Origin of the sequence: Pectobacterium cacticida (genome assembly GCF_036885195.1) — a bacterium.
Lineage (GTDB): Bacteria > Pseudomonadota > Gammaproteobacteria > Enterobacterales > Enterobacteriaceae > Pectobacterium > Pectobacterium cacticida.
Map to the genome: position 1 here is coordinate 1,925,241 of NZ_CP133656.1, position 16,156 is coordinate 1,941,396.

18 protein-coding genes are annotated in these 16,156 nt (G+C 53.7%); 5 read left to right on the forward strand and 13 right to left on the reverse strand.

Going from position 1 to position 16,156, the window contains the following annotated elements:
* Positions 1-358 precede the first annotated feature (358 nt).
* The 4 genes from RFN81_RS08975 (at position 359) to RFN81_RS08990 (ending at position 4,175) form a co-directional block, all read left to right on the forward strand.
* Positions 359-1,381 (forward strand): methionine ABC transporter ATP-binding protein, encoded by a 1,023-nt coding sequence (locus tag RFN81_RS08975; protein ID WP_264498745.1) that lies wholly within the window; start codon positions 359-361, stop codon positions 1,379-1,381.
* Positions 1,374-2,033: a methionine ABC transporter permease gene (locus RFN81_RS08980; RefSeq protein ID WP_264498746.1), complete on the forward strand. Its 660-nt coding sequence runs from the start codon at positions 1,374-1,376 to the stop codon at positions 2,031-2,033. The genes RFN81_RS08975 and RFN81_RS08980 overlap by 8 nt, the downstream gene beginning before the upstream one ends.
* Before the next feature lie 38 nt (positions 2,034-2,071).
* Positions 2,072-3,184 (forward strand): o-succinylbenzoate synthase, encoded by a 1,113-nt coding sequence (menC, locus tag RFN81_RS08985; RefSeq protein ID WP_264498747.1) that lies wholly within the window; start codon positions 2,072-2,074, stop codon positions 3,182-3,184.
* Positions 3,185-3,350: 166 nt separating this feature from the next.
* Complete coding sequence (locus RFN81_RS08990; protein ID WP_264498748.1) at positions 3,351-4,175, forward strand: MetQ/NlpA family ABC transporter substrate-binding protein; 825 nt, start codon at positions 3,351-3,353, stop codon at positions 4,173-4,175.
* 108 nt (positions 4,176-4,283) lie between these two features.
* Here the strand turns inward: RFN81_RS08990 and RFN81_RS08995 are convergent, their stop codons facing one another.
* The 4 genes from RFN81_RS08995 to RFN81_RS09010 form a co-directional block, all read right to left on the reverse strand.
* Positions 4,284-4,682, reverse strand: coding sequence for a VOC family protein (locus tag RFN81_RS08995; protein ID WP_264498749.1), 399 nt, complete (start codon positions 4,680-4,682; stop codon positions 4,284-4,286).
* Between the two features lie 46 nt (positions 4,683-4,728).
* Positions 4,729-5,838 (reverse strand): S-(hydroxymethyl)glutathione dehydrogenase, encoded by a 1,110-nt coding sequence (gene frmA, locus RFN81_RS09000; RefSeq protein ID WP_264498750.1) that lies wholly within the window; start codon positions 5,836-5,838, stop codon positions 4,729-4,731.
* A gap of 34 nt (positions 5,839-5,872) precedes the next feature.
* Positions 5,873-6,148, reverse strand: a complete 276-nt coding sequence (gene frmR / locus RFN81_RS09005; RefSeq protein ID WP_264498751.1) for a formaldehyde-responsive transcriptional repressor FrmR — start codon at positions 6,146-6,148, stop codon at positions 5,873-5,875.
* A 267-nt stretch (positions 6,149-6,415) separates the two neighbouring features.
* Positions 6,416-7,834 carry a M20 family metallopeptidase gene (locus tag RFN81_RS09010; RefSeq protein ID WP_264498752.1) on the reverse strand — a complete coding sequence of 473 codons (1,419 nt, stop codon included), beginning with the start codon at positions 7,832-7,834 and terminating at the stop codon, positions 6,416-6,418.
* A 143-nt stretch (positions 7,835-7,977) separates the two neighbouring features.
* On the opposite strand from RFN81_RS09010, the gene RFN81_RS09015 reads away from it, so the two are divergent.
* On the forward strand, positions 7,978-8,904 hold the full coding sequence (locus tag RFN81_RS09015; protein ID WP_264498753.1) for a LysR family transcriptional regulator: 927 nt from the start codon (positions 7,978-7,980) through the stop codon (positions 8,902-8,904).
* A 10-nt stretch (positions 8,905-8,914) separates the two neighbouring features.
* On the opposite strand, the gene sctU is transcribed toward RFN81_RS09015, so the two are convergent.
* The 9 genes from sctU to RFN81_RS09060 are packed head-to-tail and all read right to left on the reverse strand — an operon-like array spanning position 8,915 to position 16,154.
* Entirely contained in the window at positions 8,915-9,994 is a 1,080-nt protein-coding gene (gene sctU / locus RFN81_RS09020; protein ID WP_264498754.1) for a type III secretion system export apparatus subunit SctU, read from the reverse strand.
* Between the two features lie 12 nt (positions 9,995-10,006).
* The gene (gene sctT, locus RFN81_RS09025) at positions 10,007-10,807 is read right to left on the reverse strand and encodes a type III secretion system export apparatus subunit SctT (RefSeq protein WP_264498755.1); all 801 of its coding nucleotides are present in this window, start codon (positions 10,805-10,807) and stop codon (positions 10,007-10,009) included.
* A gap of 6 nt (positions 10,808-10,813) precedes the next feature.
* Positions 10,814-11,074: a type III secretion system export apparatus subunit SctS gene (gene sctS, locus RFN81_RS09030; protein ID WP_015840440.1), complete on the reverse strand. Its 261-nt coding sequence runs from the start codon at positions 11,072-11,074 to the stop codon at positions 10,814-10,816.
* 7 nt (positions 11,075-11,081) lie between these two features.
* Positions 11,082-11,735: a type III secretion system export apparatus subunit SctR gene (sctR, locus tag RFN81_RS09035; RefSeq protein WP_264498756.1), complete on the reverse strand. Its 654-nt coding sequence runs from the start codon at positions 11,733-11,735 to the stop codon at positions 11,082-11,084.
* A complete protein-coding gene (gene sctQ / locus RFN81_RS09040) occupies positions 11,732-12,892 on the reverse strand; it encodes a type III secretion system cytoplasmic ring protein SctQ (protein ID WP_264498757.1) in 1,161 nt (386 codons plus the stop codon). Before sctQ ends, sctR begins: the two co-directional genes overlap by 4 nt.
* Positions 12,889-13,434 carry a type III secretion system HrpP C-terminal domain-containing protein gene (locus tag RFN81_RS09045; protein ID WP_264498758.1) on the reverse strand — a complete coding sequence of 182 codons (546 nt, stop codon included), beginning with the start codon at positions 13,432-13,434 and terminating at the stop codon, positions 12,889-12,891. The genes sctQ and RFN81_RS09045 overlap by 4 nt, the downstream gene beginning before the upstream one ends.
* A complete protein-coding gene (locus RFN81_RS09050; protein ID WP_264498759.1) occupies positions 13,431-13,868 on the reverse strand; it encodes a type III secretion protein in 438 nt (145 codons plus the stop codon). Before RFN81_RS09050 ends, RFN81_RS09045 begins: the two co-directional genes overlap by 4 nt.
* Complete coding sequence (gene sctN / locus RFN81_RS09055) at positions 13,858-15,225, reverse strand: type III secretion system ATPase SctN (protein ID WP_264498760.1); 1,368 nt, start codon at positions 15,223-15,225, stop codon at positions 13,858-13,860. Before sctN ends, RFN81_RS09050 begins: the two co-directional genes overlap by 11 nt.
* On the reverse strand, positions 15,225-16,154 hold the full coding sequence (locus RFN81_RS09060; RefSeq protein ID WP_264498761.1) for an FHA domain-containing protein: 930 nt from the start codon (positions 16,152-16,154) through the stop codon (positions 15,225-15,227). The genes sctN and RFN81_RS09060 overlap by 1 nt, the downstream gene beginning before the upstream one ends.
* Positions 16,155-16,156: the final 2 nt, after the last annotated feature.

A 16,156-nucleotide genomic window follows, 5' to 3' on the forward strand; every position in this document is an offset into this window, starting at 1 on the left:
AAAAGCATAAACGTGGTTCTAAAAAACAGAAGGGTGATTTGTTTTTTTTATCATTGACGCAAAGCACATTTCTCTCTACTTTAAACGAACTGATGTTTTTTGTATCTGATTGATTTATAAAAAATTATTAAATTACAACTTAAATGACAGACGTAATTAGCCCGGTTATTCCTCAACGTAAAAGATAATGATAAGCCTATCCTCGCCCAACATTCCGTGTAAAACGGTCTGCAGAGATAGATGCTCTGCCCGCTAATACGAAATAATCTTACCCGCACACCAGGGGTTTCTTACATCAAACGGGCATACGTTGGCGTGTGTCGATAAACAGTTAGCCATAGCAGGAGTGAGCCAGGTAATGATTCGGTTAGAAAACGTGAGCGTTGATTTTTCCGCAGGGAAAGATGCACCGTCAAGGGCGGTAAACAACGTCAACCTGACCATTCAACAGGGTGAAGTTTTTGGCATCGTCGGCACCAGCGGCGCGGGGAAGAGCACGCTGTTGCGCACAATCAATTTATTACAGCGGCCGACCGAAGGCCGCGTGTTTCTGGGCGATACGCTGATTAGCAATGCGTCCGGGCGTGAACTGCGTCAGCATCGGCAGCGAATCGGTATGATATTCCAGCATTTTAATCTTATGCATACACGTAATGTTTATGACAACGTGGCCTTCAGCCTGCGGGCGGCGGGTAAACATAAAGATGAAATTGCATCGCGCGTGCCAGAAATTCTGGCGCTCGTCGGGCTGCAAGATAAAGGGATGTCCTATCCGGCGCAGTTGAGCGGGGGGCAAAAACAGCGTGTGGGGATTGCCCGCGCTATCGCTAACCACCCTGAAGTGCTGTTGTGTGATGAACCGACCTCAGCATTGGATTTAGAGACATCGGCGTCTATTCTGGCATTGCTGAAAAGTATTAACGTTCGGCTGGGTATCACCATCGTTCTGATATCTCATGAGATGAGCGTGATTAAAAGTATTTGTCAGCGTATGGCGGTGATGACAGGCGGGAATATCGTAGAAGAGGGCGATGTCTTCAGCGTATTTTCCGCGCCTCAGCATCCTTACACTAAACAATTGGTGAGTCATACCAGCCCGATTGAATTACCTGAACGCTTCAAGAAAAATAATAAAGGTGTATTGCTGAAAATACTTTTCGCCGATGACTCCGTGGAGCAGCCTATCTTATCCGATGTTGCACAACGGTTTCAGGTCGCGATAAATATTCTGCACGGCAATATTGAATACATTAACGATCGGGCATTGGGACATATTATCGCGCAGATTTCCTATCGTGACGATCCTGCGGCGGATAATCTCGCAGCCGCGATTGCTTATATTCGACAGAATACTTTTGGGGTGGAGGTCATCAATGACTGAGTTAGCGGGTGAATTGGTCTTCGCTTTTGGCGAAACCTTCACAATGGTGTGTATTTCAACGCTCTGTGCGGTGGTATTGGGCCTGCCGCTGGGTATCGCAATTTATGTGACCGATCGTCATTTATTCTGGCAGAACCGTTTTATCTATCTGCTCTCGACTATTCTGGTCAATATTATCCGTTCGATCCCCTTTGTCATTCTTCTGGTACTGCTACTGCCACTCACACAATTGTTGCTCGGTAATACTATTGGGCCGGTTGCGGCGTCGGTGCCAATGTCAGTCGCGGCGATCGCTTTTTATGCCCGTTTGGTGGATTCCGCATTACGTGAAGTCGATCCTGGGATTGTCGAAGCGGCTGAAGCCTTTGGCGCGAGTCCGACGCGCATCATCGCTACGGTATTATTGCCGGAAGCGTTAGCCGGATTATTGCGCGGACTGACAATTACCCTGGTCAGCCTCATCGGTTATTCGGCGATGGCGGGCATCGTCGGCGGCGGCGGTGTCGGCGATTTGGCAATCCGTTTCGGCTATTACCGTTATGAAACCGAAGTCATGATCGTGACGGTCATTGCGCTGGTCGTGCTGGTTCAGGTCGTGCAAACGCTGGGAGACAGACTCTCTCGGTGGGCGAACAAACGCGAGCGTCGCTAATTCATCGCAACATCGGATATTCAGGGCAAAAAGATGTCATGAAAATAGACAAAATTGTATTACGAAAAATGAAAATGGCGCTAAAAACGCCCTTTACCACCAGTTTTGCGACGCAGACGGAGAAACACTTTTCCATCGTAGAGGTTCACGCGGGCGGGCAAATTGGTTACGGTGATTGTTCAGCCATTTCTTTGCCATTTTATAACGAAGAAACTAACGTTACCGCGTGGCATATTATGCGTGACTTTCTCATCCCGATGATTAAGCAGGCTGGCAATATCGATCATCCATCACACGTCCGCGATATTTTCGCGCCGGTTAAACGCAATAATTGCGCTAAAGCTGCCATCGAAGGCGGTATTTGGGACGCCTATGCGAAACTTAAAGGCGTACCATTGCATCAATTGCTCGGTGGGGTGCGTGATAAGGTTGAGGCCGGTGTGAGTATCGGTATTCAGGAAACGCCGGATAAACTCGTCAGTGTGGTCGACGCTTTCCTAAAAGATGGTTATAAGCGCATTAAGATAAAGATTAAGCCGGGGAAAGATTATGACTATATTCTGGCTTTACGTCAGGCGTTTGGCGATATCACGCTAATGGTGGATGCTAATTCTGCCTATACGCTGGATGACATAGATTTCTTTAAGCGCATTGACAAATTTAACCTGTTAATGATTGAACAGCCACTGGCGCATGACGATATTATCGATCATCGCAAACTTCAGGCGGCAATAAATACGCCGATCTGTCTGGATGAGAGTATTGCCTCGGTAGACGATGCCCGGAAAGCCATCGAATTGGGCAGCGCCAAAATCATCAATATTAAAGTTGCCCGCGTGGGCGGCATTACCGAAACTAAACTGATTCATGACTATTGTCAGGAACATAATATTCCCGTGTGGTGCGGCGGTATGCTGGATACGGCGGTCGGTAAAGCGCATAACATCGCGGTATCTACGCTACCGAATTTTATCTACGCGCACGATATTCCCCCTTCGTCCCGCTACTGGCAGGCAGACTTTATGCTGCCGTTTGTCGAATTGGATAACGACAGTTGCGTTGCTGTGCCAAACAAACCGGGTATTGGCTTCGATATTAATCCGGAATTGTATGACAAATACTGCTACGGCCAAGAAACATTTCTGTTATGACCCTTTGAAATAAATTTTTAAATGAGTACCACAGGCAGTTAAGCGTTATTCAGCACCAGGGAATAACGCTGTTGCTCTCGGTTTTAACCGTGTGCCGCTGCGCGACATAACGAGAATGCCGTTAGCAAACGGCTAACACCGACAAAAATCAGACAGGAACGCCACGATGCAATTGAAAAAACTCATTCCACTCATGCTGGCGCTGGGGATCTCCCAGGCTTATGCGGCAGACGCAGGCAAAGAAATTACCATCGGGGTATCGCCGGGGCCGTATGGTGATATGGTGACGAAAGCGATCAAACCTGAAATGGTGAAAAAGGGCTACGATGTGAGAGTGCGGGAGTTCAGCGATTACATTCAACCTAACCTGGCACTGGCCAATAAAAGTATCGACGCCAATCTGTTCCAGAACCGCCGTTATCTTGACCGGTTCAGCGCAGATAAAGGGTTAAAATTAGCGGAAGTCATTACCGTACCGACGGCGAGCATGGGCTTTTACTCCCATAAAGTTCGCTCGCTTGATGAACTAAAAGCCGGTGACATTATTACCTTGCCAAACGACCCATCCAACCTGGCGCGGTCGTTAGACTTTTTGCAAAAATATGGTTTGATCAAGATTAATCCAAACATTACGCCGACTAAAGCTTCACTGCGGGATATTACAGAAAACCCTAAAGGGTTGGTTTTTAAACCGCTGGAAGCGGCACAGCTACCGCGTGCGCTGGGCGGCGTCACGGGGTCGTTGATCAATGCCAATTTCGCCATTGCCTCCGGACTGAAATTATCTGACGCTGTTCAACTGGATGTATTACCGGAAGACCTGAAAAACATGATTGTTGTAAGAGCGGAAGATGCCGATAAGCCCTTTGCTCAGGATCTGAAGGCTGCCGTTCAATCTCCGGAGTTCGCCGCGTTCTTCTCGGACAAAAACACCATGTTCCATGCGTTTCAGAAGCCCGAATGGATGAACCAAAAAGCGAAGTCAGAATAAGCGTCTGCGGAAAGGCGTTTGGTGCGAGTGAATAGGTGATTACCAAATCGGGCAAAAATAATGTCTTTCTCCCCTGACCGTCGTCAGGGGAGAAAGGCTATACCGCGATTACAGGAACGTGTAGGCGGTGATTTTGTTGCCAGCCGGATCGCGCAGGTAAGCCGCATAGGCGCCTGGCAAGTGACCGCGTGGGCCAGGTTGGCCCTCATCTGAACCGCCGTGCGCTAAGCCAGCTGCATGGAAGGCATCAACTTCTTCCGTGCTGGACGCCGCAAACCCAATCGTGATGCCGTTGCTGGAAGGCGCCTCACCATTACCCGGACGGGCAATAATGAATGCGGGTTTGTCACGACCGTAAAGCACCCAGCCGCTTCCGAATGGTCCGAGATTTTTGATACCCAGCTTCCCAAGTACCGCATCATAGAATGCGGTGGATTTTTCCACATCGGTGGCACCGATGAATACATGCGAGAAAATACCGTCGCCAGAAATAACAGGTGTTGCCATGATGAATATCCTTAGATTAGGTGAATAAAATTTCGCATCCGACGGATTAGTAGTGAATTACCGTGCGGATGGATTTGCCTTCGTGCATTAGCTCAAAAGCGTCATTGATTTTGTCCAGCGTCATCGTATGCGTAACGAAAGGTTCGAGTTCGATGTCTCCTTTCATTGCATCTTCAACCATACCCGGTAACTGAGTACGGCCTTTAACGCCACCAAAGGCTGAGCCCTTCCATACGCGGCCGGTAACTAATTGGAACGGACGCGTCGAGATTTCCTGCCCTGCGCCTGCTACACCGATGATCACCGACTGACCCCATCCGCGGTGAGCGCTTTCCAACGCCGCGCGCATCACGTTTACGTTACCGATACATTCAAAAGTATGGTCGATCCCCCATTTATTGATATCCAGCAGGACGTCTTTAATGGGTTTGTCGTAGTCATTCGGATTAATACAATCAGTTGCGCCAAACTTGCGCGCCAACTCAAATTTTCCTGGGTTGGTATCAATCGCGATGATACGTCCCGCTTTCGCCTGGCGAGCGCCCTGGACCGCAGCCAGACCAATGGCGCCTAAGCCAAAAATCGCTACCGAATCGCCGGGTTGCACTTTAGCCGTGTTATGGACAGCACCAATCCCGGTGGTTACGCCACATCCCAGCAGACATACGTGTTCGTGATTTGCCTCTGGATTAATTTTGGCCAGAGAGACTTCCGCCACAACGGTGTACTCACTGAACGTCGAGCATCCCATGTAGTGGTACAGTGGTTGGCCATTGTAAGAGAAACGGGTTGTGCCATCAGGCATCAAACCTTTACCCTGCGTCTCGCGAACGGCAACACAGAGGTTGGTTTTACCCGATTGGCAGAATTCACATTCCCCACATTCTGCGGTGTACAGGGGAATAACGTGATCGCCAGGTTTAACGCTGGTCACACCTTCACCAACTTCAACCACAATCCCGGCGCCTTCATGGCCTAGCACCACGGGGAAAACCCCCTCGGGATCGCTGCCGGAAAGGGTAAAGGCATCGGTATGGCAGACACCTGTATGCGTATTTTTAATCAGCACTTCACCTTTTTTAGGCGGAGCAACATCAATTTCAACGATCTCCAGGGGTTTACCTGGCGCAAATGCAACGGCTGCACGTGATTTCATTTGTCTCTTCTCCTCGGTCTGTTCGTGGTATCCGTTATTTTAGATAAGCACGAACCAGTTCAATGGTATCGTCAACAGATTTGCTGACTTCGTGGCTGTAACTGTCATTCTTGTCAAATGTTTCTCTAATGTGGCTCTCAAGCACTTCGGCCATTAAGCCGTTAGCGGCCCCGCGAACAGCCGCTATTTGCTGAAGAATCGCCCGACATTCGGCCCCATTTTCCAGCGCTCTCTCTAGCGCATCGATTTGGCCGCGAATACGGCGAACTCGGGTAAGAACTTTCTTTTTTTCTCCAGGGGTGCTGGGCATTCTGCTACCTCACGTCTCATTCCATATACTATAGGGGAGTATATATTGCTGTGTCAAGGGATACTCCCCTATAGTATATAGCACGGAAATGGTGAAAATGCCTGACAATGGTTAGAGTGTAAGTAGGGGAAGGGAAACGGGCGAATGTGTAGACGTAAGTCAATGCGATTTTATGATGAAGGGCAGGCAAGGGCGGCGTGCGTGTTGATGCGGTGAAGTGGCCGTCAAATGTGGCCACTTTTATACCGTATGCGTGGAAAGCCAATCTTATTTCTGGCGCTTGTACTTCCGGTGTTCCGCTAACCGCGCCTGTCCTTGCTCTGCTAGCTCCCAGAATAGGCCAGTCATGATCGCCAGCCCTTCACGAGCAACAGATTTTAGCAGATGCTCGTTAACCGCATGTTGTCCACACGCCGGATAGGAATGCGGGATCCATAGGGTCGGCAGGCCAAGAATGTCGGCGAACACATCATTAGGTAATGAACCGCCTAGATTCGGTAGTAACGCGGGCGGTTTGCCACTGATTTGTTCCATCAAGGTTAGCGCCCAGTTGACCAGTGGATCTTCTGGATTAAAGCGCGTCGCGGGTGAGGTGTTTAGGACTTCAATCTCGACCTGTTTGAAACCATGATCATCGAGATGTTGACGCACGATCTGCTTCAAATGCTGCCAATCGGTGCCGACGACAAAGCGCAGTTGACAAATAGCGGTGGCTTCCGCGGGGATCGCGTTCACTGGCTTGTGCGGGTTGCCGGTTATGAAGGACAAGACTTCCAGCGTATTCCAGCCAAATAGCCGCTCGGCCGGTGTGAGGCCAGCGGCTCCCCAAGATTCATCAATGGCCGGATCGCTCTCATTGCCCGCGGGGTCAAGGGTACTGAAAATTTCACGCAGCGCCGGTGTTAACGGCGGAGGCAGCAGGGCATCAATCCTGATCCGGCCTTGCCCATCCACCAGACTGGCGATAACGTTTGCCAGCTGTGTGCCCGGATTGCTCAGCAGCCCTCCCCAGTTGCCGGAATGGTAGGCCTGTTCGCGGGCTTTGATACGCAAGCGAAAATTCACGCAGCCGCGAGAACCGAGGAACAGCGTCGGACGCGCTGCATGAAGGCGCGGCCCGTCTGAGGCGATAAAGATATCGGCCTTGAGCGCCTGCTGGTGCTGCTGACATACTGCGGACAGCCCTGGCGATCCTATTTCTTCGCCCATTTCAAAGAGCAATTTACAGTTAAACCCTAAGCGCTGACCCCGCGCCTGATACACCTGTTCCAGCGCCATCAGGTTAATAGTGTGCTGACCTTTATTATCGGCGCTGCCCCGTCCGTACCAATGGTCGCCTTCTTCTACTAATGTCCAGGGCGACAGTCCGGTACGCCAGTTGTCTTCATCACCGAAAACCACATCGCCGTGCCCATACGACAGCACGGTCGGTAGTGTGGGATCTTCAAGGCGTTCTGCCAGCAGAAAAGGGGGATGATGTTCATCCGGCGAAGCAAGTCGTTTTACGCTGAACCCCATCGCCAACAATGCAGGCTGAATTTCCTCGATCAGGTAGCGGTGCAAGGCATCGAGGTTGTCGTGCTTCTGGCTCTCGCTGGCATGCGCGATACGTCGAGCCAGCGTTTGTTTAAATTCTCCGCGATCGAAACGTTCATAGGCGGTACGAATGAGGTCTGCACGAGTCATGCCTTTCCTTGCGATATAGAGAGCCGAAGTTGCCGATATTTAAGGAAAAAACAAGCTTTGCAACAATAATAAAAATTGCAATCAAGCTTTGCTTTTAATATAAACCTGTCAATCTCTCTGCGAGACCGGAAAGGAATATTGCAATGCACAGTACCGAGATTCGATATTTTTTAGTGGTGGCTACGACGGGTTCACTCAGCGCCGCCAGTCAACACCTGTTTGTTGCCGTTTCAGCAATTAGCCGCCAGATTCAACGTTTGGAGGAGCGTATTGGTGTGCCGCTATTTGAGCGCCATGCGCGCGGTATGATATTAAACGATGCCGGACGTATTCTGGAGAATCATGTTCGCAAGAGCATGATGGATATGGATGCCGCTATCGCGGAGATTCAGGGGTTGAAGGCGAGTCGTCGGGCATTATTGCGCATTGGTTGCACAGAGGGAATGGCGTTCGATCTGCTACCGACACTGTTTGCCCGTTTTCGCCAGTACGACCCGGATACCACCTTTGCATTAAAAGTGGACTCGGCGATGCAGGTATCTCAGATGATCCGTAATGGTGAAGTGGACATCGCGTTACAGTTCGCACTGGCGCCCGAACAGGGTGTGAATGTGGAACTGGCACTGCCTGCGCCATTGATGCTACTCATGTCGACGGGACATCCGCTGGCGCAGCAATCGGTTCAACTGGCTGATTTGCATCCCTTTCCGCTAGCGCTGCCGGAACCCTCTACCACGTTACGCCAACTGTTTGATCTCTCATGCCGCATGAACGGCACTTTCCTGGAGCCGACACTGTGCTGCAATAATTTTACTACACTCTATAACTATGCGATGAATACCCCAGGAGCCGTCACCGCCTGTAGTTTCTATTCCGTAATGTATCAATGCTTGCAGGCGTCAATGTGCCTTAAACCGCTGAATATTAAGCAACTTGACCAACGTTCACTCCAGATTCAAACGCTGGCGGGCAAACCCCATACGATCCAACAGCAGGCTTTTCTCGATTTTATGATCGCGGAACTGCGCCAGGGGGAGGCGCATTATCTGAGTCAGGTAGCGGAAAGCTAAAGATCCGCTTTCACTCCATCTCGATAATGTCGCGTTTTTGCTCGTCTTCGAGCTGGCGCAGGACGCGATACACCTGCGCTACGGCCTGAAGCGTTTCGCGCGGAATGTACTGGCCCTCCGGGGTAGTGCGATATAGCGTACGGGTCAGCCAGATGAAGCGAATCACCGGAATGTCTGCTTTTTTCGCCTGAGCGATAAGTTCCTGCGCCGCACTATCTTCCCCCTTAAACAGGATCCGCGGTAACGGCGTTTTGCCGGGACGATAGTAAAGTCCCACCGCATAGTGTGTTGGGTTAACCAGCAGCATATCGGCGTCTTCAACTTTGGCTTTGGGGCGCGGGGCGGCGGGTTCGTTCATCAGTTCGTGCGCCAGCGACTTACGATGGCCTTTCATGTGGGGATCGCCTTCAGAGTCCTTGTGTTCGTTACGTAAATCCTCATGGCTCATACGCTGTTGCTTGAGAAAAAAATACTTTTGCAGGCCGAAATCCAGTGCAGACAGTACCAACAACGCCGTCAGCGTGGTGCGTTCAATGCGCGTCAGCAGCGCTTTAACCCCTTGCCAGAAACCGTAGAGATCGCCGTAGGCCAATTCGACCAGCGCTTCCAGTTCCGGCACCACCACTTTATAAAAGACCGTACCGATCACTACGGCTTTCAGGATATTGGTCAGCATTTCCACCAGCTTGCGCATCGAAAACATCTGCTTAAACTGGTTAATCGGGTTCAGTCGATTGAGATCGAGCTTCAGCGCTTCAGGCGCAAACAGCGGACCATACTGGATCCAGCCGCCCACTATACGCAGCAATACGGCAATCGCGGCGGCTAACAGGCAGAGTGTGCCTGCTAGCACGGCGGCGTCGTGCAAGACTTCTTTCGCCACCTGCGCAAACGGCGCATCCAGTCGTTGTAGCGGCAGTTGCACCAGCATCTGGAGTTTCCCCATTGTGCTGTCTGCTAATGCCAACACGCATTCCAGTAGACCAACGCAGATCAGCAGCTTGGGCACATCCTGACTTTGTCCAACCTCTCCTTTACGGCGCGCGTCTTCCAGCTTTTTATCTGTGGGCTGTTCCGTTTTCTCGCTCATGATTCCGCCTGATTAACTGCTTGGTGCCGTAAAAAGTAGTGGGAGCAGGTGCTTTAGATCCGGTAGTCCCTTCAGTCTGTCGTCGCCCAGATACTGCAACACCGGCAGGTAGACGATGAAAAACGCCATCCCGACCAGACACTTAGCCGGAATAGAGAGGACGAAGACTTGAAGCTGTGGGCTATACAGACTGAGTAGCGCAATACTGAATTCCAACAGCAGCAGTAGCGCCACCAGCGGCCCGGCGTACACCACTAAATGGGTGAAGGTATCGGCCAGCAGGTCGAGGTAGACCTTAAACCCTTGTTCGCCCGGCGCGGGCAACCAGGACAGTACCGGCCAGATCTGGTAGCTGTCCCATAGCAACTGCGTTAGCCCTTTCAGGCCGATACCAATAATCAGCAGCAGAATCAGGGTCTGTTTCAGCAAATGACCTAGCGGCGTGGCATCCGAGCCCAGCGCAGGGTTGAGCTGACCGCCCATCAACGCGCCGCGCTGGTTATCGAACAGGGCACCGACGGATTCAAACAGCCAGAACGGCATCGCCAGAATCAATGCGAGGAGCAGCCCGACAATCATCTCTTTCAACAGCAGGCCGGGCAGCATCGGCCAGGATAGCGGCGTCAGCAGGAGCTGCTGTTGCACGATGGGAGCAGGCAGTAGCGTCAGGGAAATCACCACCGCGTTGCGTATCATGCCTTTCAGCACGTTGAGTGAAAAAACCGGCACCAGAATAAAGCAGGGATACAGCCGGGCAATGCCGAGCGTAATGGCGATGATAAAGTCGTAAATGTGCTGAATGGTGGCGATCATGCGAACTTATACCCCGGTCTGTGCAATCATGTTGAACGCAGTAATGGCCAACTGCATCAGTTCTACGCCAATCCAGCGTCCGCAGAGCGCCAGCGCCAGCCCGACGGAAATCAGCTTGACGGCGAAGGGCAGCGTTTGATCCTGTAACTGCATCACTGCCTGTAGCAGCGAGATCAGCACGCCGACGATCACCGCAACTAGCAGAGGCGGCGCCGAGAGCAACACGACCATCACCATGGCCTGACGGAAAAGCGTGATTATTTCCATCTCGGCCTCACAGATAGCTGTAAAATAGGCCGTCAAGTAACCGCGTCCAACCGTTCACCAGCACGAACAGCAGCAGCTTTAACGGCAGCGACAGCGTCATTGGCGCGACCATCTGCATCCCCAGCGCCAGCAGCACGTTGGAGACGATAAGGTCAATGACGATAAACGGGATATAAATCAGGAAGCCGATTTTGAACCCGGCCTGTAGCTCCGATAATACAAAAGCCGGGATCACCAGCAGCAGATTTTGCGTATTCACCTTTTCGGATAGCGATGCGGGCCACATTTGCAGGCTGTTCTCATGCAAATGGGTGAGAATATCCGGATCAACGTTGTGCGACATAAAGGTTTGCAGCGGTTCCAGACCGTAGGTCACGCTGTCCTGAAGCGACGTGATATCAGTCATATCCAGCGGCTTTTCCTGCACGCGCTTGGTGATGTCCTGAAAGACCGGCGCCATCACAAACAGCGTTGCCGCGAGCGCGATGCCGTATAGCGCCATATTGGGCGGTACCTGTTGTACGCCAATGGCGTTGCGGGTGATCAACAGCACAATGGCAATCTTCAGAAAGCAGGTACAGGCAATCATCATCAGTGGAATTAGGGAGAGTGCGCCCAGAAAGAGCGCAAACATCAACGGGTCGAACGCGCCGGAGGTCATGGTGCCAGCTCCGAATCGGCGGCGTGATCCTCATCCACTGCCGGCAGACTTTGTGTTGATGCGGAAAAACGTGTCTGCGCAGTAAAGCGGTGGGTAATCTGTAGCCCCAGTCGGCCTTCCACATCGACCAGATCGCCGCTTGCCAGCGCGATATCGCCGTAATAGAGCCAGGCTTGTCCCGGCACCACGTCGCGCAGCGTGAACACGCTGCCGCTGGCAAGGTGTTGCAATTCCGTTAGCGTCATCGTCAGGCTACCGCAGCGAAGGTGTAAAGTAACCGGTAGCGGTGGCAAACTTTCGGTGACGTTGTCACCTTCCTGTGTGAATGGAAATGCCGCTGCATCTGAATGGGGAGCGGCGAACATTGTATCGGTAGCAGGCGAGGGCATTGTGAGAGTCTCCATGTCGGTAATGGTAAAGGTATAGGGTGCGTGCGCGGTGAGCTGTAATGTGCCATGCAGTCGCAGCGTGCCGGATGACAATGTTCCTTCTCCCGCGGGGGTAAACCAGGGACGGTTGGGTAGAATGAGGTCACCCGTACGCAAATGGTGTAACGCGGGCAGCGGCACTACGGCATCAGCCAGTATGATTGGCAAAGCGATCGTCATTCCTCCGGGGAGTGTACGGCGCTGACGGTGCCAGCCTGCGCGAGAAAACAATGCCAGCCAGACGGCGTCAGCGGCCTGCATCCGGCTGCGTGCGGTAATGCCATTCCAGCTAACACTAAGCCAGGCAGAGAGTGCGGCACCCATGCCGTGCGGCGTTTCATGACTCATACCCAGCGGATAAATCTCGCCGACGAGCGCGCGCAGGACGGGATTGAGTGACTGGTTGTAGAGCGTCCAGTACCACTCCTGTGCCGCATCATTGTCTTCAGATAGCGGTAGCAGCGGGCAGTCCGACAGCAGGCTGAGCACCGGGAACGGATCGGTCAGTGAGATATCGCCGATATCGCTACGCCAGTCGTGTGGTTGTGCAGAGAACGATTCCTCTGCCAGCACGCATTCGTTCGTCAGTTGAAGATGCAGTCGGCCCTCGGCCCCATCGCGAATAAACGGCAGCACTAACCCAGTGGCCAGCATCGAGCGGATATGGGCGTGCTGCGTACGCAAGGTCGGTAGTGTCAATGGTCGAATGTGTGGGGAATGTGAACTCATCGCTCATACTCCCTGGCGTCAAAACGCAGGTTTATCGGGCAATCCAGCGCGCTGGCGAGCGAATGGCGGCAGGCTTCACGCCGATCTTTTAACTGGTGGTAGCTTTCCCGGCTAAAACGCAGAGAAATATCCCAGCCGCGCGGTACCAGAGCGGCTAAGCGCACATCGATATCGCCCAACTGCGGCAGTTGCAGGCTAAAGGCAAATGGTGGGGCGCAGATGTTGTCCATTGCATCAATCAGTTCACATTGCAGTGGTTGCCACGGTGACGGCGTCACATATTGTGGGTTGTCCGACGCGTCAGTCTGCAACGGCAAGGGGGCATTGAGAGCGCCACCCGGTGATAAAACAGCAGGCGTATCCTGATAGAACGCGTCTTCAAAGCTATCTGAAAATGTGAAGGCTTCCCAGAAATCGCTATGTTGTGGATCGGGTTGTGGATCATGCTGTGAGCCCTCTGCGCGAGAGGATTTACCGTGCAGTACGGCCTGCGCGTTCTGCGTCGCCGTAGATTCGGGTGACGCAATCTGTCGGTTATTCATACGTGCTCCTGAGGTAACGTCAGCAGATATTCCAGTTTCTCCACCGCCTTCTGGCACTGGCGAGTGGCCTTCTGGGCGAGATCAACCTGGCGCTGCCGATCGTGATGTTGCTGTTGTGTGGCCTGTACCTGTTGCGCCTCTGCCGCTATCTCGCCGAGTAAGCGCTGTTCGGCGGCAAGGCGCTTTTTCAGGTTTTCCAGCGTTTGACGGCGCCCCTGAGTGTCTCGGACAAACTGGTCGCGCTGCGTCAGGCTGGCTTGTCGCAGCGCGTCGACCTGGTGCTGATGACGCCGCTGCTGCTCTGCAGTCCGGATCAACTGCCGTTCTTCCTGCCGCTGATGGCGCTCGCTGCGGCTTAAGCGTTGACGGCGTATCGGCATCAGCAGATTCAACAGGGTCTGTAATTCGGCATCATGTTCGATGTTATGGGGCATAGCGGCTGACTCCGGCGAGCTGTTGCTGAATCACGCCATAAGGCATCGGTTCACGCATTGACTGACGCAGGAACTGCGTGATTTCTGCATGGGCGTTGACGGCGGAATCGGTCAGCACATCATGGCCGGGCTGGTATTCGCCGAGGCGAATTAGCATCTCAACCTGTTTGTACGCGGCCATCAGGCGCCGTACGCTGCCCGCGTTACGGATGTGATCGATATCTACGACGTTGCTCATGGTGCGGCTCAGGCTGGCCAGTACATCGATAGCCGGATAGTGCCCCTGTTCCGCCAGGCGTCGGGCGAGCACGATGTGCCCGTCAATCAATGAACGGACTTCGTCGGCGACCGGGTCGTTCATGGAATCCTGTTCAATCAGCACGGAATAGAGCGCGGTGATGGCACCGTCTTCCGTTTGTCCCGCGCGTTCGACCAAACGCGGTAGCAGCGTATAAACCGACGGCGGCAGCCCGCCGCGCCCCTGCGGTTCCCCAAGTGCCAGACCGATTTCGCGCTGGGCACGAGCGAAACGCGTCAGGGAATCAATAATCAGCAGCACCTGACGGCCCTCGGCGCGGTAAGCCTCGGCGATAGCCGTGGCGGTGAACGCCGCGCGCGCGCGTTCCATGCTGCTTCGGTCGGAGGTGGAACACACCAGCACGGTACGACTGCGCAGCGCATCGTCCAGTTCATGATCGAGAAACTCGCGCAGTTCCCGGCCACGTTCGCCAATCAACCCGAAAACAATGGCGTCGCACGGCGTATTACGCGCCAGTTCGGCCAGTAGTGTGGTTTTGCCGCAGCCCGCGCCAGCGAAGATGCCGACGCGTTGCCCCTGACCGATGGTTAGCAGGCCATCGATGGCGCGCAACCCGGTGGGGAGCGGCTGACTGATACGTGGGCGAGAGGTCGGCGGCGGGGCATCGCCCAGCACCGGCTGCGTGCGGCCTGTAGCCTGACCGGGTTCGACAAACGCGCTCTCGCCGTCGTCCTCCAGCGCCCGCCCAAACCCGTCCAGCACGCTGCCCAGCAAACGCTCCGACACCTGAATGCAGTGCGGCTGATACAGCGGCGTCACGGTGGCCCCCTGAGCGATGCCGTCCAGCGCCCCGAGCGCCGAGAGAAAGGTGTTCTCTGGGCTAAACCCTACAACTTCGGCCATCATCTGGCTGTCGTCCTGGCGTGCCACCCAGCACAGGTCGCCAATGCGCGCCTGCGGCAGACTGCACTCCAGTAAAATGCCGCTGACGGCCATGACGCGGCCTTTTTTCTCTACGGGCGCATAGCCTGCCAAATGCTGGCGCTGCCGTGCGACCCACTGATCGAGCAGGGGAAAAGAAGAAGGTTGTGTCTGCATTACCAGTTCACCGTTATTTGTTGTCTGCCGCTGAATTCAATCTGGTGCTCATCAATTTTCACCAGACGCAGATTGTCGATCTCATCACCGATGAAAAAGCGTTGGCCATCTGCCGTGACGACATTCGCCTGCGACCCGCTCGTCACCTGAACGATCTGAAACGGCAGTTGCTCCGTTTTCAGCTGCGTCCGGTTATTCACGGACAGCGCGGTTCTATAACGTTGGTGGAGTTGGGCGAGCATCCGTTCCAGCTTTTTTTGATCGTCCGGCGTTAATTGTCCGGTGAGCGTGACGCGATCCTGATACGCCGCCACTTTCACGGCCGCGTTCAGTTCCCGCTCCTGCAACATGATGCGCAGCGTGCTTTCTAGCTGTGGCAGCGTGCTGAGCGGTTTCCGGGTATCCTGCGGCGGCGGGGCGGCAGGCATCGCGACGCTCTCCTGTAGTTGCCAACTGCCTACCATCACCAGCAGCAACGCGCCAAGCAGCAGATAGCTGGCCTTGGCCCACAGCGGCAGGCGTGGCGAGGCCGTAGGAATAGGCGCCGCGGTATAAACTGGCGGTTCGTCGGCGGATGGTTCCACAGGGTGGGCATCTTCTTCTGCGGTCGGAGGCGTTTCGCTGTCGTCGGGCCAGGGGGTATCCGCTGCGGCAATGCAGAGCCAAATCTGCCCCAGCGCAAAGGGCGTGCCGAGGGGCAAGGCATCAATCCGTTCGACGGAATGGCCCTCCGCATTGCATAACGCACCATCCTGTGCGCTGAGCGTCCAGCCGTCAGCGGTCTTCTCCAACTGGGCATGGTCAGCCGCTATGCCGGGATCATAGAGCACGAGATCGGCATCATCGGCTGCACCGATACGCCAGGCGTTTCCACAAAGCGGCAGCGCCGCGCCGCGATGTAAACCAGTCAGCACGCGTAATTCAAACATGG